At 61.7% G+C, this 23,377-nt stretch carries 18 protein-coding genes; 16 read left to right on the forward strand and 2 right to left on the reverse strand.

Going from position 1 to position 23,377, the window contains the following annotated elements:
• Positions 1 to 6: 6 nt before the first annotated feature.
• From rfbA to AC0KUR_RS24520, 12 genes are all read left to right on the forward strand, one after another.
• The gene (rfbA, locus tag AC0KUR_RS24465) at positions 7 to 900 is read left to right on the forward strand and encodes a glucose-1-phosphate thymidylyltransferase RfbA (protein WP_034187268.1); all 894 of its coding nucleotides are present in this window, start codon (positions 7 to 9) and stop codon (positions 898 to 900) included.
• Positions 885 to 1,436 (forward strand): dTDP-4-dehydrorhamnose 3,5-epimerase, encoded by a 552-nt coding sequence (gene rfbC, locus AC0KUR_RS24470; protein WP_011544743.1) that lies wholly within the window; start codon positions 885 to 887, stop codon positions 1,434 to 1,436. The genes rfbA and rfbC overlap by 16 nt, the downstream gene beginning before the upstream one ends.
• Entirely contained in the window at positions 1,429 to 2,328 is a 900-nt protein-coding gene (gene rfbD / locus AC0KUR_RS24475) for a dTDP-4-dehydrorhamnose reductase (RefSeq protein WP_034187269.1), read from the forward strand. The genes rfbC and rfbD overlap by 8 nt, the downstream gene beginning before the upstream one ends.
• 1 nt (position 2,329) lies before the next feature.
• Positions 2,330 to 3,229 (forward strand): glycosyltransferase family 2 protein, encoded by a 900-nt coding sequence (locus AC0KUR_RS24480; protein WP_080287780.1) that lies wholly within the window; start codon positions 2,330 to 2,332, stop codon positions 3,227 to 3,229.
• Between the two features lie 46 nt (positions 3,230 to 3,275).
• Positions 3,276 to 4,058 carry an ABC transporter permease gene (locus AC0KUR_RS24485; protein WP_034187271.1) on the forward strand — a complete coding sequence of 261 codons (783 nt, stop codon included), beginning with the start codon at positions 3,276 to 3,278 and terminating at the stop codon, positions 4,056 to 4,058.
• A 10-nt stretch (positions 4,059 to 4,068) separates the two neighbouring features.
• Positions 4,069 to 4,821, forward strand: a complete 753-nt coding sequence (locus AC0KUR_RS24490; protein ID WP_034187272.1) for an ABC transporter ATP-binding protein — start codon at positions 4,069 to 4,071, stop codon at positions 4,819 to 4,821.
• 42 nt (positions 4,822 to 4,863) lie between these two features.
• Positions 4,864 to 6,741 (forward strand): glycosyltransferase family 2 protein, encoded by a 1,878-nt coding sequence (locus AC0KUR_RS24495; RefSeq protein ID WP_034187273.1) that lies wholly within the window; start codon positions 4,864 to 4,866, stop codon positions 6,739 to 6,741.
• 97 nt (positions 6,742 to 6,838) lie between these two features.
• A complete protein-coding gene (locus AC0KUR_RS24500; RefSeq protein ID WP_034187274.1) occupies positions 6,839 to 8,281 on the forward strand; it encodes a mannose-1-phosphate guanylyltransferase/mannose-6-phosphate isomerase in 1,443 nt (480 codons plus the stop codon).
• A gap of 113 nt (positions 8,282 to 8,394) precedes the next feature.
• Positions 8,395 to 9,429 (forward strand): GDP-mannose 4,6-dehydratase, encoded by a 1,035-nt coding sequence (gene gmd / locus AC0KUR_RS24505; protein WP_034187275.1) that lies wholly within the window; start codon positions 8,395 to 8,397, stop codon positions 9,427 to 9,429.
• Between the two features lie 4 nt (positions 9,430 to 9,433).
• Positions 9,434 to 10,324: an NAD-dependent epimerase/dehydratase family protein gene (locus tag AC0KUR_RS24510; protein WP_034187276.1), complete on the forward strand. Its 891-nt coding sequence runs from the start codon at positions 9,434 to 9,436 to the stop codon at positions 10,322 to 10,324.
• A complete protein-coding gene (locus AC0KUR_RS24515) occupies positions 10,321 to 10,458 on the forward strand; it encodes a hypothetical protein (RefSeq protein ID WP_154233728.1) in 138 nt (45 codons plus the stop codon). The genes AC0KUR_RS24510 and AC0KUR_RS24515 overlap by 4 nt, the downstream gene beginning before the upstream one ends.
• 6 nt (positions 10,459 to 10,464) lie before the next feature.
• Entirely contained in the window at positions 10,465 to 15,399 is a 4,935-nt protein-coding gene (locus AC0KUR_RS24520; RefSeq protein ID WP_034187277.1) for an FkbM family methyltransferase, read from the forward strand.
• A 132-nt stretch (positions 15,400 to 15,531) separates the two neighbouring features.
• Here AC0KUR_RS24520 and AC0KUR_RS24525 read toward each other — a convergent pair whose 3' ends face one another.
• Entirely contained in the window at positions 15,532 to 16,845 is a 1,314-nt protein-coding gene (locus AC0KUR_RS24525) for a sulfotransferase family protein (RefSeq protein WP_124607820.1), read from the reverse strand.
• Positions 16,846 to 17,442: 597 nt separating this feature from the next.
• On the opposite strand from AC0KUR_RS24525, the gene AC0KUR_RS24530 reads away from it, so the two are divergent.
• Genes AC0KUR_RS24530 through AC0KUR_RS24545 form a run of 4 tightly spaced genes read left to right on the forward strand, consistent with a single transcriptional unit; the run spans position 17,443 to position 22,169 of the window.
• Complete coding sequence (locus AC0KUR_RS24530; RefSeq protein ID WP_034187278.1) at positions 17,443 to 18,288, forward strand: glycosyltransferase; 846 nt, start codon at positions 17,443 to 17,445, stop codon at positions 18,286 to 18,288.
• Positions 18,285 to 19,250, forward strand: a complete 966-nt coding sequence (locus AC0KUR_RS24535; RefSeq protein ID WP_473376521.1) for a UDP-glucose 4-epimerase family protein — start codon at positions 18,285 to 18,287, stop codon at positions 19,248 to 19,250. Before AC0KUR_RS24530 ends, AC0KUR_RS24535 begins: the two co-directional genes overlap by 4 nt.
• A gap of 6 nt (positions 19,251 to 19,256) precedes the next feature.
• The gene (locus AC0KUR_RS24540) at positions 19,257 to 20,273 is read left to right on the forward strand and encodes an MraY family glycosyltransferase (protein WP_034187280.1); all 1,017 of its coding nucleotides are present in this window, start codon (positions 19,257 to 19,259) and stop codon (positions 20,271 to 20,273) included.
• A 12-nt stretch (positions 20,274 to 20,285) separates the two neighbouring features.
• Positions 20,286 to 22,169, forward strand: coding sequence for a polysaccharide biosynthesis protein (locus AC0KUR_RS24545; RefSeq protein WP_473376522.1), 1,884 nt, complete (start codon positions 20,286 to 20,288; stop codon positions 22,167 to 22,169).
• A gap of 95 nt (positions 22,170 to 22,264) precedes the next feature.
• On the opposite strand, the gene AC0KUR_RS24550 is transcribed toward AC0KUR_RS24545, so the two are convergent.
• A complete protein-coding gene (locus tag AC0KUR_RS24550) occupies positions 22,265 to 23,371 on the reverse strand; it encodes an MraY family glycosyltransferase (protein ID WP_034187282.1) in 1,107 nt (368 codons plus the stop codon).
• Positions 23,372 to 23,377: the final 6 nt, after the last annotated feature.

Genomic DNA, 23,377 nt, shown 5'->3' on the forward strand with positions numbered 1-23,377 from the left:
GAAGCGATGGCACGTAAAGGCATCATTCTCGCCGGCGGTTCCGGCACGCGGCTGTATCCGATCACGCACGTCGTCTCCAAGCAGCTGCTGCCGGTGTACGACAAGCCGATGATCTACTACCCGCTGTCGACGTTGATGATCGCGGGCATTCGCGATGTATTGATCATCTCCACGCCGCAGGACACGCCGCGCTTCGAAGCGATGCTCGGCGACGGCAGCCAGTGGGGGATGAACATCCAGTACGCGGTGCAGCCGTCGCCCGACGGTCTCGCGCAGGCGTTCATCATCGGCAAGGCGTTCGTCGGCAACGATCCGTCGGCGCTGATTCTCGGCGACAACATCTTCTACGGGCACGATCTGGCGAAGCAGCTGGAGCGCGCGCATGCCCAGGAAACCGGTGCGACCGTGTTTGCGTATCACGTGCATGACCCGGAGCGTTACGGCGTCGTCGAATTCGACAAGTCGTTCCGTGCGCTGTCGATCGAGGAAAAGCCGGCGAAGCCGCGTTCGAACTACGCGGTGACCGGCCTGTACTTCTACGACAACCGCGTATGCGACATCGCGGCCGACATCAAGCCGTCGCCGCGCGGCGAGCTGGAAATTACCGATGTCAACTCGCGTTATCTCGACAGCGGTGCGCTGAACGTCGAGATCATGGGGCGCGGCTATGCGTGGCTTGATACCGGCACGCACGATTCGCTGATCGAGGCGGCCAGCTTCATCGCGACGCTGCAGAAGCGACAGGGCCTCGTGGTCGCGTGTCCGGAAGAGATCGCCTATCGCCGCAACTGGATCGATGCGGAGCAAGTGCTGAAGCTGGCGCAGCCGCTCGCGAAGAACGCATACGGTCAATACCTCAAGAACATTCTTACGGATCAAGTCGCATGGCCATCCAAGTAACGGCGACGGCACTGCCGGAAGTCAAGATCATCGAGCCGAAGGTGTTCGGCGACGCGCGCGGGTTCTTCTACGAAAGCTTCAACGGGAAGGAATTCGCCGAGCAGGTCGCACCCGGCGTCGAATTCGTGCAGGACAACCACTCACGCTCGTCGAAGGGCGTGCTGCGCGGGCTGCACTATCAGATCCAGCACGCGCAGGGCAAGCTCGTTCGCGTGGTCGAGGGCGAAGTGTTCGACGTGGCCGTCGACATTCGCAAGGATTCGCCGAACTTCGGCAAGTGGGTAGGGGTTGTCCTGTCGAACGACAACCATCGGCAGCTGTGGGTGCCGCCCGGTTTCGCACACGGCTTCGTCGTGCTGTCGGAGGCCGCGCAGTTCCTCTACAAGACGACCGACTACTGGTTTCCGGAACACGAGCGCAGCATCGTGTGGAACGACCCGGAGATCGGGATCGAGTGGCCGATCGATTTCGAGCCGCTGCTGGCGGCGAAGGACGCGGCCGGCAAGCGTTTGAGCGAAGCCGAAGTTTATGCGTGAGGTGGGTGTGACTCCAGAGCCGACGATCCTCGTGACGGGTGTGAATGGCCAGGTCGGGTTCGAACTGCTGCGCTCGCTGCAAGGTCTCGGCCGTGTGGTGGCGTGCGACCGCTCGATGCTCGACCTGTCCGATCTCGATCGGGTGCGCAGTGTCGTACGCGGGCTGAAGCCGTCGATCATCGTGAATCCGGCCGCGTATACGGCGGTCGACAAGGCCGAGACGGACGTTGACGCCGCGCGCCGGCTGAATGCCGAAGTTCCGCGCGCTTTTGCGGAGGAGGCGGCGCGTCTCGGCGCAGCGCTGATTCATTATTCGACCGACTACGTGTTCGACGGGACCAAAGACGGTGCCTACGTCGAAACGGATGCGACCAATCCGCAGAACGTGTACGGGCTGACCAAGCTTGAGGGCGAGCAGGCCATCGCGGCGACGGGTTGCGCGCACTTGATTCTGCGGACGAGCTGGGTGTACGGCCGTCGCGGCAAGAACTTCCTGCAGACGATGCTGAAGCTCGGCAGCGAACGTCCGGAACTGCGCGTCGTCGCGGATCAGGTTGGCGCGCCGACGTGGTCGAAGACGATCGCCACCGCGACCTCGCACATCGTCACGCAGGCGTTGGCGGCCGATGACGCGGGCTGGTGGGCGCAGCGTTCCGGCGTTTATCACTTCACGTCGGCAGGCGCGACGTCGTGGCACGGGTTTGCCGAGGCAATCTTCGCCCACGCGATGGGCGAGCGTGCGCCGAAGGTGTTGCCGATTCCGGCGAGCGACTACCCGGTTCCCGCCAAGCGTCCGTCCAATTCGCGACTGTCGCACGACAAGCTGACCGAAGCATTCAGGCTGCGGTTGCCGGACTGGGCCGATGCATTGAAGCTGTGCCTGAGTGAGTAACTTGAATCAGAATTCCGCGGTTCAGGAGCGGGCCGGTGTCGTCATCGTGTTCTATCGACCAGATAGCGGTTGCGTGGCTCGCGCGAATCGGCTCGCCCAAGTATGGCCCTGCGTGGTGGTGGACAACACGGAGAGCATCAGTGCGCCGGGCGTGCTCGGGCTCGACGCGCGTATCGACTATGTCGCGAACGGTGCCAATCTTGGGATCGCGACTGCGCTCAACCAGGGCATCGAACGCCTGGCTGCGGCGAACTGTACGTCGGTATTGCTGTTCGATCAGGATAGCGAGCCATCGGACGAACTGCTGATCGAACTGCCTCGGACAATGGCGACCGAGCGCATGCGCAATCGTCGCGTGGCACTCGTTGGCCCCGCGTACGAGGACGCACGGCTGGGCGGTGTCGCGCCGTTCGTTCGATTCGGGTACGTGAAGCTGCGCCGGGTTCAGCCGGAGGGTGTGCAGCCGGTCGAAGTCGACTTTCTGATCACGTCGGGGTCGTGCGTGAATCTCGATGTGTGGCGCGACATCGGTCCGATGGACGACTCGTTGTTCATCGACTTCGTCGATCTCGAATGGTGTGTCCGCGCTCGCTCGATGGGATATTCGGTGCTCGGCGCGCCAGCGTTGCGGCTGACGCACGAATTGGGCGGCGAACCGGTCAAGGTGTTCGGGCGAAGCTATCCCGGACACGGCCCGGTTCGGCATTACTATCTGTTCCGCAACGCGATCGCGCTGATCCGGCGCGCTTATGTTCCGTGGAGCTGGAAGTCGACGGAACTCGTCAAGATGCCGGTCCGGCTCGCGATCTATGCGCTGTTCATGCAGCCTCGCTTCGCGCACCTGCGGCTGTCGTTGCTCGGGATCTGGCACGGACTGACCGGTCGTACCGGGGCGCTTTGACGCGCCGGCACCCCATTTTTCAATCTCATTCAACTAGAAAGCTTGCATGCTGACTCTTTCACTTGCTGACCTCAAACAGAGCATTGCCTCGTGGCGGTTGTGGACGCTGCTGGGCTGGCTCGAAATCCGGCAGCGCTATGCCCGCTCGAGAGTCGGACCGTTCTGGCTCACGATCAGCATGGGCGTGATGATTACGTCGCTTGGCGTGGTCTACGGTACGTTGTTCGGACAAAAGATGAACGAGTACCTGCCGTTTCTCGCATCGAGTATCGTGCTGTGGGGGCTTTTCTCGCAGACGATCCAGGAAGGGAGCATCGCGTATATCAGCAGCGGCGCCTACATTCGCCAGGTGCCCACGCCGAAGCTGATCTACATTCTGCAAGTCGTATGGCGGAACCTGATCGTGCTGGCGCACAACTTCGTGATCGTCATCGGTCTTCTGATGATCTTTGGCGTCAAGAGCTGGGAGACGCTGCCGATGTTCATTCCTGGGCTGCTTCTGTATGTGCTGAATGCGATGTGGATCGCCATGCTGACAAGTCTGTTGTCGGCACGTTTTCGCGACCTTCCGCAAATCATTGGTGCGCTGCTTCAGGTCGCATTCTATGTGACGCCCATCATCTTTCGTCCCGACGCGCTGAATCGCTTTTCGTTCATCGTCGAATGGAATCCGCTTGCGTACCTGATCGATGTCGTTCGCGGTCCGCTGATCGGACAAATGCCGAGCGCGCTGACGTGGGGAGTGACCATCGGCATGGCGATCGTTGGATGGCCGATCGCACTGCTCATGACCGGTCGTTATCTGAAACGTCTTCCGTACTGGGTCTGAAGGGAGCGACATGGCACACATTGAACTGAAGAACGTGACGCTGGATCTGCCGATCTATGACGTCCAGGGCCGCTCGCTGAAGAAGCAGGTGCTTCGCATGGGGCGACGTAACCGGATTGCGGAGGGTAATGACGGCGTCATCGTCGTCCGTGCACTCGACGATCTGAGTTTCCGCTTCGATCGCGGCGATCGCGTGGGGCTCATCGGCCACAACGGCGCGGGAAAGTCGACGCTGCTGCGCGCGATGGCCGGCATTTATCCTCCGACGGCCGGCTCGCTGTCGCGAGTAGGCAAGGCCGTGCCGCTGCTCGACATCAGTCTCGGTATGGACGAGAACTCGACCGGCATGCAGAACATCCGGTTGCGCGGCCTGCTGCTCGGCATGACCGACGCGGAGATTCGCAGAAAGCAGAGCGATATTGCCGAATTCAGCGAATTGGGCGACTACCTCGATCTACCTATCCGTACCTATTCGAGCGGCATGAAGATGCGGCTCGCCTTTGCCGTTTCGACGGCGGTCGATGCCGAGATCCTGCTGCTCGACGAAGTCATGGGCGTGGGCGATGCGTCGTTCATGCACAAGGCCGAGGCCCGTCTCGAGGAACTGCACGACCGTGCCGAGATCGTTGTGCTCGCGATGCACTCGAACAAGGAAATCCGCAAGGTGTGCAACAAGGCGCTCTGGATGGAGCGCGGGCGAGTGCGTGCTTTCGGAGAGGTCGACGACGTCGTATCGCAATATGCTGCGTCGGTGGGGGAGTGATGGTTGTGAAGTCGAACGCCAGTATGGCTGGGTGCTGAACCGATGAAGTTGCGCAAAGCACGTTCGTTCGTGAACCGGGTGGCAGGTGACGGTGGATTGCGACTGGTCGTGCGCAAGGCTTACGGCATCTTCCGCCGGGAAGGGGTCGCCGGCGTCAAGAGCCGGATTGCATGGTTGCGCGCGGGCGCTCCGGGTGTCATCGACCCGGTTCTCTACGCAGAATGGGTGCGCCGTTACGATCAGGTTGACGATGCAACCCGGGTGGCCATTCGCGAGCGAATCGCTGGCTTCTCGAATCCGCCGCTGATTTCGGTAGTGATGCCCGTCTACAATCCCGATCCCGCGTGGCTTGCGGAGGCAATTGAGTCCATCCGCGGACAACTTTATCCGCATTGGGAACTCTGCATTGCCGACGACGTGTCGACGAATCCGGCCATCCGCCCGCTGCTCGAACGTTATGCTTCCCAGGACCCGCGGATCAAGGTCGCGTTCCGGCAGAAGAACGGCCATATTTCGGCCGCATCGAATTCTGCGCTCGAACTCGTGGCGGGCACGTGGGTCGCGCTGTTCGATCACGACGACCTGTTGCCGGAGCACGCGCTCTATTGCGTCGCGGATGCGATAGAGCGCGATCCGTCGATTCGGATGATCTATTCTGATGAAGACAAGATCGATGGCTCGGGCAAGCGTCGTGAACCGTACTTCAAGTGTGACTGGAATCCCGATCTGTTCCTTTCGCAGAATATGTTCAGTCATCTGGGGGTATTTCAAAAAGCCCTGCTCGACGAGGTTGGCGGTTTCCGCGAAGGGTATGAAGGGTCCCAGGACTATGATCTGGCCCTGCGTTGTGTCGACCGGGCAGGCGCTGCGGCAATTCATCATATTCCGAGGGTGCTGTATCACTGGCGCGTCCACGCGGAAAGCACCTCGTCAGGAACGGACGCAAAGCCCTACGCGGTGGTGGCCGGCGAGCGGGCACTCAACGACCACTTCGAGCGAACGGGCGTTCGCGGTGTGGCGGAGTACGCAGGAAACGGCTACCGTGCGCGTTATGCGATGCCGGATCCGGTGCCGCTCGTCAGCCTGATCATTCCGACGCGCAACGGGCTGAACCTGATTCGGCAGTGCGTCGCGAGCATCGTTGGCAAGACGACGTACGGAAGCTACGAAATCGTCATCGTTGACAACGGTTCGGACGATCCTGAGACGCTGAACTACCTCGCGTCGCTTGAGAATGACACGCGTTTCCGGGTGTTGCGCGACGATCGGCCGTTCAATTTCGCGGCATTGTGCAATGCGGCCGTCGAGGTTGCGAGCGGTGAGGTCATCGGACTGGTCAACAACGATATCGAGGTGATTTCTCCCGATTGGTTGACGGAAATGGTCAGCATTGCATTGCAACCCGGCGTCGGCGCGGTGGGCGCGAAACTGCTCTATCCGAACGACACTGTCCAGCATGCCGGCGTGGTGCTCGGGCTTGGCGGCGTGGCGGGACATGTGCACAAGCACGTTCCTCGCGGATCGTTCGGGTACTTCGGTCGCGCCAGCCTGATCGGCGCCTTCTCCGCAGTGACCGCTGCATGCATGATCGTGCGCAAGGCGGCCTATCGCGAAGTGGCGGGAATGAACGAACAGGATCTGGGCGTTGCGTTCAACGATATCGATTTTTGTCTCCGCTTGAAAAAGGCCGGCTATCGCAACGTTTGGACTCCGTATGCGGAGCTGTATCACCATGAGTCGGCGACGCGTGGTTACGAGGACGATCCCGTCAAACAGGCCCGATTCGATCGCGAGACCGAGTACATGCAAAAGCACTGGGGAGAACTGCTGCGGAATGATTCCTCATACAGTCCAAATCTGACGCTGAACGAAGAGGATATCGGTCTGGCCTGGCCGTCACGGGTGGGCGCGCTCGTCTGAGCGCATGCCCGGTGATACAGGCCGGATGTCGCTGGAATCAATGAGTCGTACTGATCTGGCGGGCGGAAAAATTGAAGGTATATCGAACGGAGTTGACGTGAACATCTTCCCTGTAGTCCTGTGCGGCGGTAGCGGCACCCGTCTCTGGCCATTGTCCCGGGGTGGTTATCCGAAGCAGTACCTCAAGTTGGCCGGAGAACACACGCTGGTTCAGCAGACCGTGCTGCGTCTGCAGGGCGTGCCCGGTGTCGAAGCGCCGATCATGATCACGAATGCGGAACAACGCTTCATCGTGGCCGATCAGTTGCGCAGCATCGACGTGACTGCGTCGGCGGTCGTCCTGGAGCCGGTCGGGCGCAATACTGCGCCCGCGGTTGCGGCGGCGGCGTTGCTCGCGATGGAGCAGTCGCCGGATGCATTGCTGCTCGTGCTGCCGTCCGACCATGTGATCCTGAGCGAGGCGGTGTTCGCAAATCTGGCCGAGAAGGCGCGCGTTATCGCCAACGGCGGGCATCTCGTCACGTTCGGTATCGAGCCGACCAAGCCGCACACCGGATACGGCTACATCCGCAGCGGCAACGCATTGACGTCGCATGACGACGCGTTTCGTGTCGATGCGTTCGTCGAGAAGCCGGATGCGGATACGGCGGCGCGCTTCGTGTCGGAAGGCGGTTACTACTGGAACAGCGGCATGTTCATGCTGAAGGCGTCGGTGTATCTGGACGAACTCAAGCGATTCGAACCGGCCGTGCTCGAACAGGTTGCGCTATCGGTCAAGCAGGCAAAGCGCGATGAGGATTTCGTCCGACTTGACGCCGATGCATTCGAGGCATGCCCGAACATCTCGATCGACTACGCGGTGATGGAGAAAACCGACCACGCGGTGATGGTCGCAGCAGCCGGCCTGAACTGGAGCGATATCGGCTCGTGGGCCGCGCTTGCAGATATTTCGGATACCGACGATACGGGCAATACGCTGTCGGGTGATGTGCTGACCGACGACGTTTCCGATAGTTATATCCGGGCCGATCATCGAATGGTCACGGCCATCGGCGTCAAGGATTTGATCATCGTCGAAACGGCGGACGCGGTCCTCGTCACGCATCGCGATCAGTCCGAGCGCGTGAAGAAGATCGTTGAGCGCCTCAGTGCATCGGGGCGGCACGAGTCGGTGACGCACCGGAAGGTCATTCGGCCATGGGGTTCATACGAGAGTATCGACCAGGGCGAACGCTTTCAGGTCAAGCGCATCATCGTCAATCCGGGCTCGTCACTCAGCTTGCAGATGCATCACCATCGGGCTGAACACTGGGTCGTCGTTCGCGGTACCGCGCGGGTCTTCAACGGCGACCAGGTCATTTTGCTGAGCGAGAATCAGTCGACCTACATTCCGCTGGGCGTGACACATCGGCTGCAGAACCCGGGGAAGATTCCGCTCGAACTGATCGAGGTTCAATCGGGCTCGTATCTTGGCGAAGACGATATCGTCCGTCTCGACGACAACTACGGCCGGGATGTCGTTGCTGCGACCGGCAAGTAACCACGATTGGAACGTCCGGCCTGGACTCAGCGTCGCATCGGTCGCCCGCATGGCGTGATCGCGATTGACGATTCGGGTCGGAGCTTCAACACTCTGAACAAACTGGAAAGAACATGACTGTTGCGATCATTACTGGCATTACGGGGCAGGACGGTGCGTATCTTGCGGAGCTTCTTCTCGAGAAGGGCTACACAGTTTACGGCACCTACCGGCGTACCAGCTCGGTGAACTTTTGGCGAATCGACGAACTCGGCGTCAGCAATCATCCCAATCTTCACCTCGTCGAATACGATCTGACCGATCTCGGCGCAAGCATCCGTCTGCTTCAGGCGACGCAGGCGACGGAGGTCTACAACCTGGCGGCTCAAAGTTTCGTCGGCGTGTCGTTCGATCAGCCGGCGACCACCGCGGAGATTACCGGGATTGGCGCGCTCAACTTGCTCGAGGCAATTCGAACGGTCAATCCTGCGATCCGCTTTTACCAGGCCAGCACGTCGGAAATGTTCGGCAAGGTACAGGCCGTTCCGCAGGTTGAAACTACACCTTTCTATCCGCGTAGCCCGTACGGCGTCGCAAAGCTTTACGCGCACTGGATGACAATCAACTATCGCGAGAGCTACAACATCTTCGGCTGCAGCGGCATCCTGTTCAACCACGAATCGCCGCTGCGCGGCCGCGAGTTCGTGACGCGGAAGATCACGGACAGTCTTGCCAAGATCCGTCTCGGCAAGCTCGATGTGCTGGAGCTCGGCAACCTCGACGCCAAGCGTGACTGGGGTTATGCGAAGGAATACGTTGAAGGCATGTGGCGCATGCTGCAGGCGGAACGCCCCGATACCTACGTGCTGGCGACGAACCGGACCGAGACGGTACGGGATTTCGTGTCGATGGCGGCACAGGCGGCAGGCATCGAACTCGCATGGCAAGGTGTTGGCGAGAACGAGACGGGCGTCGATACCCGAACCGGCAACGCCGTGGTCAAGGTCAGCCCTAAGTTCTACCGGCCCGCCGAAGTCGATCTGCTGATTGGCAACCCCGAGAAAGCGAGCAAGGAACTCGGTTGGGTGCCGAAGACGACGCTCGAGCAGCTTTGCCAGATGATGGTCGAGGCCGACATTCGTCGGAACGAAGCAGGCTTCTCGTTCTAAGGCCATGGCAAAAGTCTTCGTAACGGGCCTGGACGGATTTACCGGCCGCTATATGGCGGAGGAACTGATCCGCTCGGGTCACGAGGTCTGCGGGATCGTTCACAAGCCGATTTCCGGTGCTCCGTGGCGAACGCACGTGTGCGATCTGCTTGATCTCGACGCGCTGGTTCGTGTGCTGTCCGACGAAAAGCCGGATGCCGTCGTGCATCTGGCGGCCATTGCGTTCGTTCAGCACGGCGACGTCGGTGCGATCTACCAGACCAATGTAGTCGGGACGCGCAACCTGCTTGACGCGCTGACTCGCGCGGCATGCCGGCCGCAAGCCGTGTTGTTGGCAAGCAGTGCCAACGTCTATGGCAATTCCGACCGGGAAGTCATCGATGAAACCACTGCGCCGGCACCCGCAAACGATTACGCGATCAGCAAGCTGGCGATGGAAATGGTCGCACACACGTGGCAGGACAAACTTCCGATCGTCGTCGTGCGGCCGTTCAATTACACGGGTGTGGGTCAGGACGAGCGGTTCCTTCTGCCCAAGATCATTCGGCATTTCAGCGAGCGCGCGGTGCGCATCGAGTTGGGAAATCTGAATGTCGTACGGGATTTCTCGGACGTGCGCATGGTGGTCGCGGCGTATCGGAAGTTGATCGAAGGCGACTTCGCTGGACGGACGTTCAACGTCTGCTCAGGCGTCGGGTATTCGCTGCAGGACGTCTTGGCGACAGTGCAGGAACTATCCGGGCACGAACTGGAGGTGAAGGTGAATCCGCAGTTCGTGCGTGCGAACGAGGTCCACAAGCTCGTCGGAAATTGCCGGGCGCTCGAACATGCGATCGGTTCGACTCACGCGATACCGCTTCGTAACACGCTTGCATGGATGCTCGAACATCCATGAGCGAACTGACTGTTGACGGCATGTTCGGCGTGGCCGATATGCACGGCACGGTCATGGCCAGAAATGCAGGAAATCGGGGCGGTGCCGATGTTTTCCTCGATACCGACTCGAATTCTCATAGCCCAGGTAAGTGAAAATTTATGCCTCTTGTTTCCTACGCGCAAAATTTCGAAGACGTCATGCTGCATCGCGCGCTGCAGCATGTGATGGCCGGTTTTTACATCGACGTTGGCGCATGGTCTCCCGACGAGCATTCGGTGACTCGAGCGTTCAGTGAGATGGGGTGGAGTGGCATCAATGTCGAACCCAATCCCGTCTATTTTGCTCGACTCGAAAGCCGGCGTCCTCGCGATATCAATCTTCGGGTCGCGGTGGGTGATAGCGCAGGTACGGGGCGTATCCATTTGTTTCAAGACACTGGATTGTCGACGCTCGACGGCCAGATTGCCGGTGAACATGTCGCGGCAGGGTGGAGCGAGAATGTTCAGGACGTTGCGCTGACGACCCTCGACAACATCTGGCGAGAGCACGTCAGTGCTGGGCGAGAGGTTCATTTTCTGAAAGTCGATGTCGAAGGGGCTGAGCGCGCGGTGCTGGCCGGCAACGACTGGAAACGCAACCGGCCGTGGATCGTCGTGGTGGAGGCAACGCTGCCGCTAACCCAGAAGGAATCCCATCAGGAGTGGGAGAGCATTCTTCTGGGTGCGAACTACGTGCATGTCTATTCGGACGGTCTCAACCGGTTCTACGTAGCCGGCGAACGATCTGAGCTCATCGACGCGTTCAAGTATCCGCCCAACGTCTTTGACGATTTCGTGCCTGCAAGGACGGCCGAACTGGCTGGTCAGGTTGAGACCTTGACCGCCCAGGTCGTGGACGCGGAGCAGCGGGAACGCGATGCGGTGGAGTTTGTGCGGCAGACCGAGGTGGAAAAGGTACTTAAGGAGCATGAAGCGAAGTACCAGGAGCTCGAACGCCTGAACAAGGAGTTGATGCGCCAGGCAGCGGCGATGGAAAGCCGGCGGGCGGAGATGGAGCACGAGCACAAGCGTCGGCACAAGGATGCTGAAAACCAGATTGCCGAATTGCGTTCCGCGCTCTCCGGCCGCGACGTGATGGCACAGCAGGCCAGCCACCGGGCCGAACTGGTCGAGCAGCAGTATCAAGCCGTCACGCAATCGATGTTCTGGCGCGCGACGTCGCCGGCGCGCCGGATCGGGGCGATGATGCCTCCATCTGCGCGGGGGCGCGCGCGTCAGGTAGCCAAGGCCGCGTGGTGGCTGGCCACGCCGTGGCGGATGCCGGCACGGCTGGAGTTCTTGCGGCAGCGGCGGGCTACCCTTCTTCGCGAGCAGCAAGCCGTGAGCGATCAGGTCGAAGTCCTGCAAGACAGCGGTATTCCCGGTGCCGCGTCGTCGGGGCGGTACGCGGAATGGATTCGCACAGTCGAAACCCGGTCGAGCGCCGATGCCCGGATCAAGGTTGATGGGCCGCTCGTGAGCTTTTTGCTTGCCGATGTCGATTCGATCGAGAGCGCGTCGAGAACCGTCGGTTCGATTCGCGCGCAATCGTATCGAAACTGGGAAGCCATCGTTGTTCACGCTGACAACGATGCGGCGATGCTGAAACTCGTCGAAGAGTGGACGGGTGCCGATTCGCGCGTGATCGCTGTTGCCGCGTCAGGCGCGGCCCAAGGGCGGCCGGCAAACCTGGCAAGGGGTCTCGATCACGCCAAGGGCAAGTTCGTCGCCGTTCTGGATAGTGGCGATATTCTGGCGCCTAGTGCGCTGAACGATGTCGTTTCAGTACTCGCGAAGTCGCCGCAGGCAGACATCGTCTATGGCGACGAAGACGTGCAGTCGGCATCTCAAACGCGCGAGCGGCCGTACTTCAAGCCGACCTGGTCACCTGATCTTCTCTATGCGTTCAACTACTTCGGGCGGTTGACGTTGCTTCGCCGTGCATTGGTGACGCAGGCGGGGGGCGTGGACGTTGCTGCCGCGACGGCTGTCGAATGGGATCTCAACCTGCGTGTCAGCGACCTTGCGCAGAACATCGTTCGTGTTCCGAAGGTACTGTGCCATCGCAAGCCGGGCGCATGCCAGGAGCGACCTGCACCCGACACCATCGAAGCCGGTGATCATCGCGCGGCCATCCAGCGATATTGGGAGCGTCACGGCGTTAGCGGTGCGGTGACCGTTGAAACCCAATCAAACGGCACTCAGCATGCCACCTGGCAGATCGAGCAGGCGCCGCTGGTTTCGATTGTCATTCCCACCAAGAACAAGCCAGAGCTGCTCCGGATGTGCCTGGAGGGGCTACTGCATGCAACCGACTATCCGAACAAGGAAGTCATCGTCGTCGATACGGGATCGGATGAACCCGAGACGCTCGCATACTACGAGCAGCTGAAATCCGAGCCGCAGGTTCGAATCGTTCATTTCCGGAACAAGTTCAATTATTCGGCCGCATGCAATTTCGGTGCGGTGAGAGCGCGTGGCGAGTTTCTGCTTTTCCTCAATAACGATATCGAGATCATCAAGAGCGACTGGCTGCAGGAACTCGTCCGGTTTGCGATGCGTCCGGGCGTCGGTGTCGTGGGTACGAAGCTGATCTATCCGTCGCTGGAACTGCAGCATGCAGGCGTGTCGATCGGCATCCACCTCGCCGCATTGATGTACCGGAGCGGCGGCGGTATCGAATGGGATGTATTCGGCTCGCCGGATCATCCGCGAAACTGGCTTGCGATCATGGGCGCCTGCCAGATGGTGCGCAGGAGCGCCTTCGAAGAGGTTGGGGGATTCGACGAATCGTATCTGATTGCGATGAGCGACGTCGCGCTGTGCATGCGGATATGGCGTGCCGGCTATCGTACGGCCTATACGCCGTACGCCTGTCTTGTGCATCACGAAGGGGCGACGAGAGGGAACAGCAATCCGGTCGAGGATATCCGGCGCCTGGCAGACGACATCCGTCATTTGGGCATCGACGAGGATCCGTATCTTCACCCCGAACTGGATGGTCGCCATGCCATTCCGACCCTGCGTCTGCAGGATGGCATTTCCGTACGGGCGGAACTCGACCGGCAGCTTCGAGACTCGGGATCGCTCCCGTTGCCGGCGAGGGCGCTTCGTCTCGACGACGAAGGCATTTGCATGGAAATCGCAGGATTGGCGCGAGACGAAGTCGTGTGGCCCCCGCAACCCGCTCACAAGGTTTCCGATATCTGGAGCGCAGCGCGTTGGTGTCTGGATCTGTTGCGACGCCGGGCCGATCTTCGTGTCCGCTTCCCGCAGGCGCTTTCGGCCGGACGTAACGGCGCGTTTGCGCAATGGCTGCTTGCAGGAGGAGGGCGTGCCCTCGGCTTGACGGATGCGGGCGTCACGGCGATCGGGCAACTGTTCGAGCAGGATTTTGGCGCGCCGGCGCGACAGTTCTTCATGTTCCGTCAGGATGTCCGGGCGCTGATGCCGCACGGGTTGACGCCGGTCGGGCAGACGGATCTGTTCGAGTGGTTCATCCAGCATGGGCGTGTCGACGCGGACCTTCAACTCGAGCAAATCTGGTGGCTCTTCTGGCAAGCGTCAGAAGCGCCGGCTCGTGAACTTGTGGAAGCCTATCGCTTTACACCGGCATGGCAACGACTCCACCCGGACGGCTTGACGATTTTCGGGCGTGCCGCATTTGCTGCATGGTTTGCCGCAACATACAGGGTCCACGACTCGTGGGTGGTGCCGGAGACCTGGCCGATCGACTTGTCGCCTGCCGAGCAGATTCGAACGGCATACAACGCCCGTGAAGACTGGCGCGATCGTTTTCCCGCAGTGCTGCGTGACGCGGCCGATGCGCGAGCACTAATCGAATGGCTGCGAACGGACGAAGCCGCATTGCCGCACGACGTTCGCTCATGGTGCGAATCGCAGGAAGTCGATGCGGTGGCCGCTTCGCTGGCGAAGCCCGGCGTCAACGTGATCGCACACTTCTGCTATCCGTCGGGTCTGCGCGTCTCGGCGGAAGCATTGGTGAAGGGGATGCGCGAGGTCGAGATGCAGACGTCGTTGCGCGATCTTCGTACCGATCAGAGGGATGATCCGCATCACGTCGATTTTTCCGGTACGGAAGATTTCGACATCACGATCATTCACACGCAGCCGGAGCCGTTTTTCGACGATGCATACGGGCGATCCGATTTGCTCGAGCGCGCGCAACGAACCTACCGGATCGCATACTGGTATTGGGAATTCGATTCGATACCGGACAGCTGGCTCGATCAAGCCGCGCGCATCGATGAAGTCTGGACTGCGACCGAGTTTGTCGCCAAGGGGTTGCGCGAACGGTTGACCATACCGGTGAGGACGATTTTCCCGGGGGTGCAACTTGGCCAGTATCAGCGCCGGGATCGATCGTACTTCGGACTGAACGACGGCGAATATACGTTCCTCTTTACGTTCCACATGATGAGCGTCATGGAGCGCAAGAATCCGATGGGGTTGATTCGTGCATTCAGCAAGGCGTTCGGGCCGGACGATCCGGTCTGTCTGGTGCTGAAGACTTCGTTCGGCGATCGTCATCCGGCCCAGATCAAGGAATTGCGGCTTGCGGCCGAGATGTCGGGGGTGAAGATCAAGATCATCGACCAAGTGTATTCACCGGACGAAGTGCTGTCGCTCATGGATGCGTGCGACGCGTATGTGTCTCTGCACCGAAGCGAGGGATTGGGGCTTACGATGGCGGAGGCCATGCTGATGGGAAAACCCGTCATTGCGACGAACTACTCGGGCAACGTGGACTTCATGGACGACAGCAACAGCCTTCTCGTTCCCTACGATCTGGTGAAACTGGGGCGACCGATTCCTCCGTACGATGCGAATCTCCACTGGGCGGAGCCGTCGGTCGATGAGGCAGCGAAAGCGATGCGCAAGGTGTTCGAGAATCAGGAATGGGCGCGTGAGCTCGGCGCCCGTGCCCGCGAAAGTGCGCTCGTCAATCTGTCTCTGACCACGGCTGGTCACCATGCGACGGATCGAATCAATGAAATCCTCGGTGCAATGCCCGGGCAGTCCGGTAACCGGTAACGAGTGCGGTATGGCGTTGGCCTCGGTTGAGTGTCGACGCCATCACTCGATCCGAAGTCGCGCGGCGGCACTGCCGTGAGGCAGCGTGTCCGGCAGTGCCGCCGGATTCGGTCGCCGCTTGCAAGCGCGCCGTCAGTGTCTTGTCAGTCGTTGCTTGACGGCGCGCAACGGCGCCGTGATCCGCCAACTCGTCGACGACAACATTTCTGCGTTCAATTCACGCATGCTGACCACGTCCGATTCCAGCGCAGCGACCGCCGATCGGGTTGCGGACAGTTCGGTTTCGGCTTCATCCAGCCGGTTGTATGCGTCGGTACGATCGACGTTTGCCATGCGCAGCTCGTCGGACAATACATCCCGCTCGTGTTCCGATACGCGGACTGACTCGTTGAGCGAAGCGACCGATTCATTAAGGGATGCGACCGCCGCGTTCAGCGTCTTCGAATGGCAATCGAGTTCCCATTCGTATTTCAACAGCGGCGAGACGTCGGTGAGGTAGCGGCGCGCGCGCTCGACCGCCTGGTCGAGCATCGCGTTATCGGACGGAAGTCTGTTCCGGATGGTCTCGTCGAGCGCGGAGAACAGTTCCCGGACTTGCCGGGGAGATGAGCGAAGCGAGTCTAGATCCTGACGGGTAAATCTCGTATGGCGAAGACCGCCGTCGACGAACTCTTTCTCGAATGAATCGATTGCGGATTCGATCAAAGGCAGTCCCAACTCTGACGAGATGCGAGCCAGTTCCTGGCGTGGGGCGTCCAGCAACGTGTCGTAACCGATCAGCGTACGCGGGTGACTCGCAGTCATTTCGAGTGCGGAAACCGTGTAGGCAAGCCAGAGGATGTGTGATTTTTCTTCGGCGAAATTGTCGCGTTTCGATAATGAGCGTGCGACGCTGATCGGATTGCGAACGGCGATTGCGTAGACCACGCGAGACGGCAGGGCGGAGAAGATTGGTTGCCAGAACTGCGGCAGCCGAGCAATTCTCGGGTCCTTCAGTGCAAAGATCTTGCCGTCGCATTTGGTGCGCAAGACGCGCGATGCATTGGCCCGGAGTTGGTCCATGCGGTGCTCGTCGATCGAGCTCAAGTCGATCGAAGCCATGGTGTCCCAATCGAATCCTGCTTCGTGCAGGATTTCGATATTGACTTGATTGATATCCAGGTCCTCGAAAAACCCCTTGTCGTTATTGCCTGCGGCGGGAGGCATGAGTCTTTCGCCAAGGTCGGCGCCGATCGTTTCCATCGCGCGCGTGAGGACACTCGTCCCGCTACGATGCATGCCCAGGACAACGATCAGTGTGGGAGGTATTGCCGGCGGAGTGGGGAAAGTGTCGGGCATGACAAAAAATGCACTCTTTGATACGTGGAGAGCATCAATTCGATCGTTCATCGCTTCGTCGGTCGCTTCGATTGCGAAGCGGCCGACGGCCAATGGTGCAAATAGCATCGTGAAACGCGATACCGCTGCGCTACATGGCGGGGCAACGCGGCACGAACTGCATGGAATCGGAAGTGATGCGTCGATACTGCATTCTAAGCAGTCCAAACAGGAAGAGGGTGATTCGGATCGTTTCATTTGGCTGTCTGGCGTTACCGTGTATTACCGTCCCGAGCCGACGTTCGCATCAGGTGTTGCCGTGTTGTTCTGTTTCAGTGCAATGGACGGATGTGGGGTGGAGCATTGTGCGGATGTCGAGTCACGGTCGGCGTGCAGGCAATGATGCCGCTAGACGGTACGTGCGTTCGCGAGCGGGTTCTCACTTTGGATGAGACACAATGTGCGCGGTATCACGTCGCGGATTGGGACGTCACTTGCTCTGCTAGACGGCATGTGTCGCATGATGCCCACCGACGGCATCGAATGATGTGCGAGAGTAAAGGGTCAGCTTTTTCCGGCGACAACGACCATGCTGACGTTAGAATTGCACTGTCGGCACCGTGAAAAGCACGGCATGTTTGCCGGCCGGTCGGGCGAGGCCGCAACCTGCCCCTGCCGGACTTTCTAACCTGCGCTTCATCTGGCAAGCGCGTAGCCGAACTACGGATGAATGTAACAAGCCTGCAACCCCGTGATGCCGAAGGATTGTCGGTTTCCATCGTCGTTTATCAGCCTGACATTGCTCAGCTTGGGCAGACGCTGACCAGTCTGGGCGTAGCGTGCGCGCGTTTGTGTGCGGGCGCATCGGCCTATCCGGTCGATCTGTTTCTCGTCGATAACGGCGGGCTGGGCGACGTGGCCGCATTGATTGACGAGCTCGGTACGCAAGGCATCACAACCCGGATCCTGTCGGGCCACGGCAACGTCGGCTACGGACGGGGGCACAATCTCGCGATCGAATCGTCGACACGCCCGTTTCACCTGATCTTGAATCCCGACATCGATCTCGACGTAAACGCGCTTGTTGCCGCTCGTGCGTTTCTCGATTCGCGTCCCGACGCCGGTGCGCTCACGCCGTGGATCGGTGACGATGCGGGCGGCCAGCAGTATCTCTGCCGCCGTTACCCCGCGGTTCTCGATCTGCTTGTGCGGGGCTTTCTGCCGGTCCGGTTCCGGGCGCATTTTGCGAGGCGCCTTGCCCGCTACGAAATGCGCGATGTCATCAACGGCCAGGACGTCGTCTGGGATCCGCCGATCGTCAGCGGCTGCTTCATGCTGTTCCGCACTGAAGTCCTGAAGAAACTTGGTGGCTTCGATCCGCGCTACTTCCTGTACTTCGAGGACTACGACCTGAGCCTGCGCACGCACGAGGTCGCCCGCGTCGCGTATGTCCCGTCGGTGCGCGTGATTCATCACGGCGGTGGCGCATCCCGCAAAGGCTTCGCACACATCCGCATGTTCGCCGCATCGGCATTCAAGTTCTACAACCGCTTCGGCTGGAGGCTCTGGTGAGCCATCTCGTCGTCACCGGCGCGAACGGCTTCGTCGGCCGCGCGGTCTGCCGCCGCGCGCTGGAGGCCGGGCACTCGGTTACCGCCCTGGTGCGGCGTCCGGGCGGCTGCATCGACGGCGTGCGCGAGTGGGTGCACGACACCGCCGATTTCGATGCGCTGGCTGAAGCGTGGCCCGCCGATCTGGCCGCCGATTGCGTGATCCATCTCGCCGCGCGCGTGCACGTGATGCGCGACGAGTCGCCCGATCCCGACGTCGCGTTCGATGCCACCAATGTTGCCGGTACGCTGCGTCTCGCCGAGGCGGCGCGCCATCACGGCGTGCGCCGCATCGTGTTCGCGAGCAGCATCAAGGCGGTTGGGGAGGGCGACGGCGGGGTGCCGCTGTCCGAGGCTTCCAAACCCGATCCGCAGGATGCATACGGCCGTTCGAAACTGCGGGCGGAGCGGCAGCTCGCGCAGTTCGGCGCGTCGGCGGGGCTCGACATCGTCGTCGTTCGTCCGCCGCTCGTCTACGGCCCGGCGGTACGCGCCAACTTCCTGCGGATGATGGATGCGGTCGCACGCGGGATGCCGTTGCCGCTCGGCGCGGTTTCGGCGCGCCGCAGCATCGTCTACGTCGATAACCTCGCCGAGGCGCTGCTGCGTTGCGCAATCGACCCGCGCGCGGCCGGCGAATGCTTTCACGTTGCCGACGACGATGCGCCGTCGGTCGCGAGCCTGCTGCGTCTCGTCGGCGACGCGCTCGGCAAGCCGGCCCGGCTGATCGCGGTGCCGCCGGCGCTGTTGCGTGTGCTCGGAAAGTTGACCGGCCGTAGTGCGGCGATCGACCGCCTGACCGGCAGCCTGCAGCTCGACACGGGCCGGATCAAGCGCGTGCTGGGCTGGCATCCGCCCTATACGACCCGCCAGGGCCTCGAAGCGACCGCCGCATGGTATCGTTCGCGCGATACACGAAAATAAGACCACATGCTTCTCGCGAACCCCACCTGGCTCACCACGGCCGCGGTGGCCCTGGCCGCCGCATTCGCTTCGACGACGATTCTCCGCGTGCTGCTCGCCACCGGACTGGCCTGGCGCCTGGCGACCGACATTCCAAACGACCGTTCGCTTCATACGCTGCCCACCCCGCGCGTGGGCGGATGGGGCATCGTGCCGGTTTGTGTCGTTGCGCTGCTGGCGCTGGCACCGCGACTCTGGCTGATCGCCATCGCCGCTGCGGGCCTGGCCGCGATGTCGCAGATCGACGACCGGCGCGGGCTGCCGGCCCGCGTGCGGTTCTCGGCGCACCTCGCGGCCGTCGTCGCGCTGCTCGTCGTGTTCCCGGCCGATGCGCCCTGGTGGCTGCTCGCCGGTGTGGGTTTCGCGATGGTATGGCTGACGAACCTGTACAACTTCATGGACGGCGCCGACGGCCTCGCGGGCGGCATGGCGCTGTTCGGCTTCGGCGGATACGCGGCCGCGGCGCTCGGCGGCGCGAATACGTCGCCCGATCTGGTCGTGGCAGGCGCGGCGATCGCAGGCGCGGCGCTGGGCTTTCTTCTGCTCAATTTCCACCCGGCCAGGCTGTTCCTCGGCGACGCCGGCTCGATTCCGCTTGGGTTCCTGGCCGGTGCGTTGGGCTACTGGGGCTGGCGGACCGATGTCTGGCCGATCTGGTTTCCGGCGATGATGTTCGCGCCCTTTATTGCCGATGCATCTGTAACACTTTTGAGACGCCTGTTACGCGGAGAAAAGTTCTGGCAGGCGCACCGCGAGCATTATTATCAAAGGATGGTCCGATCGGGCGTGAGTCATGGCCGGACCGCCCTTTATTGGTACCTCATCATGCTCGCGGGCATAATTGTCGCCGTGTGGGCAAAGGGCCGCCCCGAACTGCAGCAATGGCTGTCGTTCCTCGCGTGGTATGGCGTCCTGGCATGTTTCGGATGGTTGATCGACATGCGTTGGCGCCGGTTTCAGTCGGCCGCCAAAAACAACTATTGAGGTTTCCCGCCGATGTTTCGATCCAGAGCGTCGTGGCTGTCGCTGAGTGCTTTCCTGTTCGACCTGACGGCGGTTGCCGCCGCATGGTTGTTCGCCTATCTCGTTCGTTTCAACGGCAGCGTTCCGCATGATTTCCTGAGCGGTGCGCTGATGGCGTTGACCTGGGCTCTTCCCGTCTACGCGCTGATGTTCCACGGATTCGGCCTGTATCGCGGGCTGTGGGTGTTCGCGAGCCTGCCCGACCTGATGCGCATCGCAAAGGCGGTGGCCGGCGGCGGCGTGATCGTGATGATCGGCGCCGTGATGTTTCAGCCGCAGCCGATCATTCCGCGCTCGGTGCTGCTCGTGTCGCCGCTGATGCTGTTCCTGGCGATGGGCGGCGCCCGCGCGCTCTACCGCGCGACGAAAGAGTACTACCTGTACGGCGGCCTCGTCGGCAAGGGCAAGCCGGTGCTGGTGCTCGGCGCCGGCACGGCCGGCGCGAGTCTCGCGCGCGAACTGTCGCGTTCCGGCGAATGGCGCCTCGTCGGCCTGCTCGACGACGACGTCACGAAGCAGGGCCGCGAAATCTACGGCTACAAGGTGCTGGGCTCGTTCAACGACCTCAAGCACTGGACTGATGCGATGAAGGTCGAGTACGCGATCATCGCGATTCCGTCGGCGTCGGTCGAGACCCAGCGTCGCGTGGCGACGCTGTGCGTGCGGGCCGGCGTGAAGGCGATGGTGCTGCCGTCGCTGACTGCGCTGATGCCGGGGCAGGGCTTCCTGTCGCAGGTACGGAACATCGATCTCGAGGACCTGCTCGGCCGCGATGCCGTGACGATCGACACGCCGCACGTCGAGGCGCTGCTGCGCGGCCGCGTCGTGATGGTGACGGGCGCGGGCGGTTCGATCGGCTCCGAGCTGTGCCGGCAGATCCTGCGCTTCGCGCCGGCGCAACTGGTTGCATTCGACCTGTCCGAATACGCGATGTACCGGCTCACCGAGGAGCTGCGCGAACGGTTCCCCGACCTGCCCGTCCTGCCGATCATCGGCGATGCGAAGGATTCGCTGCTGCTGGACCAGGTGATGTCGCGCCATGCGCCGCACATCGTGTTCCATGCGGCCGCCTACAAGCACGTGCCGCTGATGGAGGAACACAACGCGTGGCAGGCGTTGCGCAACAACGTGCTCGGCACGTATCGCGTGGCCCGCGCGGCGATTCGTCACGACGTGCGTCACTTCGTGCTGATCTCGACCGACAAGGCCGTCAATCCGACCAACGTGATGGGCGCGAGCAAGCGTCTCGCCGAAATGGCGTGTCAGGCATTGCAGCAGACGAGCGGGCGCACGCAGTTCGAGACGGTGCGCTTCGGCAACGTGCTCGGCAGCGCCGGCAGCGTGATTCCGAAGTTCCAGCAGCAGATCGCGAAGGGCGGTCCGGTCACGGTCACGCACCCGGAGATCACGCGCTTCTTCATGACGATCCCGGAAGCGTCGCAGCTCGTGCTGCAGGCGTCGAGCATGGGGCAGGGCGGCGAGATCTTCATTCTCGACATGGGCGAGCCGGTGAAGATCGTCGATCTCGCGTGCGACCTGATCCGCCTGTACGGGTTCTCGGAAGAGCAGATCCGGATCGAGTTCACGGGGCTGCGGCCTGGCGAGAAGCTCTACGAGGAGCTGCTCGCGGACGACGAGGCGACGACGCGCACGCCGCACCCGAAACTGCGGATCGCGCGGGCGCGCGAAGTACCTGACAATTTGCTCGACGAGCTGCTGCCGTGGCTGATGCAGCACCGCGTGCTGTCGGACGACGAAGTGCGGCGCGACCTGCGGCGCTGGGTGCCGGAATACCAGACGGCCGTTGCCCCGACCTTGCAGAGCGTGCCGTCGGGGCGCGCCGCGTCGAACAAGTGACGCGGCGGCGCGAAGCCCGAACGGGGCTCGGCGATGCATGAAAAAAGCGCCCCGCGGGGCGCTTTTTCTTTGTCCGGAAGCCGATGCAACGACGTTCAGTGGCTGCGCCGGTGTTTGCGTACCACCATCCACCGCGGCGCGCGAAACCGCACGATGCTGAGATAAAGCCACACGTAGGTCAGTGCGAACAGCACGACGAACACGAACAGGTGCAGCGTGTGTCGCCAGAACAGCGTCGCGGGAATCACCGCGACGAGGCACAGCAACCACAGATACGGCGACGTGAGCGAATTCCGCCGCGTCAGGTCGTGCGCGTGCTTCGTCCCGACGGCCCAGCGCATCAGCCGCTTGTACACGAGCATGTGCAGATGCACGCCGTCCGGAATCCCCGGCGACATCCCGCGGATGAACTTCTTCCGGTAGATCGAGAAACAGGTCTCGAAGATCGGGTACATGAACAGCAGCACCGGATACCACGCGGACACCTCGCGGTTGCGCATCACGAGCATGATCGCGAGTTCGGCGAGCATGAAGCCGATGAAATACGCGCCGCCGTCGCCGAGGAAGATCAGCCCGGCAGGAAAATTCCACAGGAAGAAGCCGAGCACCGCACCCATCATGATGATCGACGCGGACATCACGACCGGGTCGTTGACGTGGAACGCGACGTACGCAAGCGACGCGAACATCATGAAGCTGACCATCGACGCGAGGCCGTTGAAGCCGTCGATGATGTTGATCGCGTTCGCGAGCGCCGCGACCGCGAGCACCGTGATGAACGCCGAGATGGCCACGTAGCCGAGCAGGAAGTCGAGCGGCGGCACGCTGATGCGCTTGACCGCGATGCCCAGCAGCCAGAACGCCAGCGCGGCCGCGCCCATCGTGCAGAGCAGCCGCGCGCGCGGCGACACGCGTTTGGTCAGATCCTCGACGAGGCCGGACAGGAACGCCGGCAGCCCGCAGGCCGCGATGCCGAGAATGCTGCCCGCGATCGTCGGATAGCGCCGCGACAGGATCAGCGCGGCCACGACGACCCCGGCGAGGATCCCGATGCCCCCCACTCGCGGCACGGGCCGCACGTGGAATTTCTGCACGCCGGCCAGATCGCTGTCGATCGAGAATTTCTCGTGAAGGTGCGCGTAGCGCACGATGAACAGCGTGACGAGCAGGGAGACGATGAAGCCGGACGCGAAGCTGAGCATGGGATC

The organism is Burkholderia sp. YHN3-13 (assembly GCF_055810675.1).

Coding starts and splice junctions, on each gene's coding strand:
- rfbA (WP_034187268.1), top strand. CDS start 7: ATGGCACGTAAAGGCATCATTCTCGCCGGCGGTTCCGGCACGCGGCTG.
- rfbC (WP_011544743.1), top strand. CDS start 885: ATGGCCATCCAAGTAACGGCGACGGCACTGCCGGAAGTCAAGATCATC.
- rfbD (WP_034187269.1), top strand. CDS start 1,429: ATGCGTGAGGTGGGTGTGACTCCAGAGCCGACGATCCTCGTGACGGGT.
- AC0KUR_RS24485 (WP_034187271.1), top strand. CDS start 3,276: ATGCTGACTCTTTCACTTGCTGACCTCAAACAGAGCATTGCCTCGTGG.
- AC0KUR_RS24490 (WP_034187272.1), top strand. CDS start 4,069: ATGGCACACATTGAACTGAAGAACGTGACGCTGGATCTGCCGATCTAT.
- AC0KUR_RS24495 (WP_034187273.1), top strand. CDS start 4,864: ATGAAGTTGCGCAAAGCACGTTCGTTCGTGAACCGGGTGGCAGGTGAC.
- gmd (WP_034187275.1), top strand. CDS start 8,395: ATGACTGTTGCGATCATTACTGGCATTACGGGGCAGGACGGTGCGTAT.
- AC0KUR_RS24510 (WP_034187276.1), top strand. CDS start 9,434: ATGGCAAAAGTCTTCGTAACGGGCCTGGACGGATTTACCGGCCGCTAT.
- AC0KUR_RS24515 (WP_154233728.1), top strand. CDS start 10,321: ATGAGCGAACTGACTGTTGACGGCATGTTCGGCGTGGCCGATATGCAC.
- AC0KUR_RS24520 (WP_034187277.1), top strand. CDS start 10,465: ATGCCTCTTGTTTCCTACGCGCAAAATTTCGAAGACGTCATGCTGCAT.
- AC0KUR_RS24525 (WP_124607820.1), bottom strand. CDS start 16,845: ATGCTATTTGCACCATTGGCCGTCGGCCGCTTCGCAATCGAAGCGACC.
- AC0KUR_RS24530 (WP_034187278.1), top strand. CDS start 17,443: ATGAATGTAACAAGCCTGCAACCCCGTGATGCCGAAGGATTGTCGGTT.
- AC0KUR_RS24540 (WP_034187280.1), top strand. CDS start 19,257: ATGCTTCTCGCGAACCCCACCTGGCTCACCACGGCCGCGGTGGCCCTG.
- AC0KUR_RS24545 (WP_473376522.1), top strand. CDS start 20,286: ATGTTTCGATCCAGAGCGTCGTGGCTGTCGCTGAGTGCTTTCCTGTTC.
- AC0KUR_RS24550 (WP_034187282.1), bottom strand. CDS start 23,371: ATGCTCAGCTTCGCGTCCGGCTTCATCGTCTCCCTGCTCGTCACGCTG.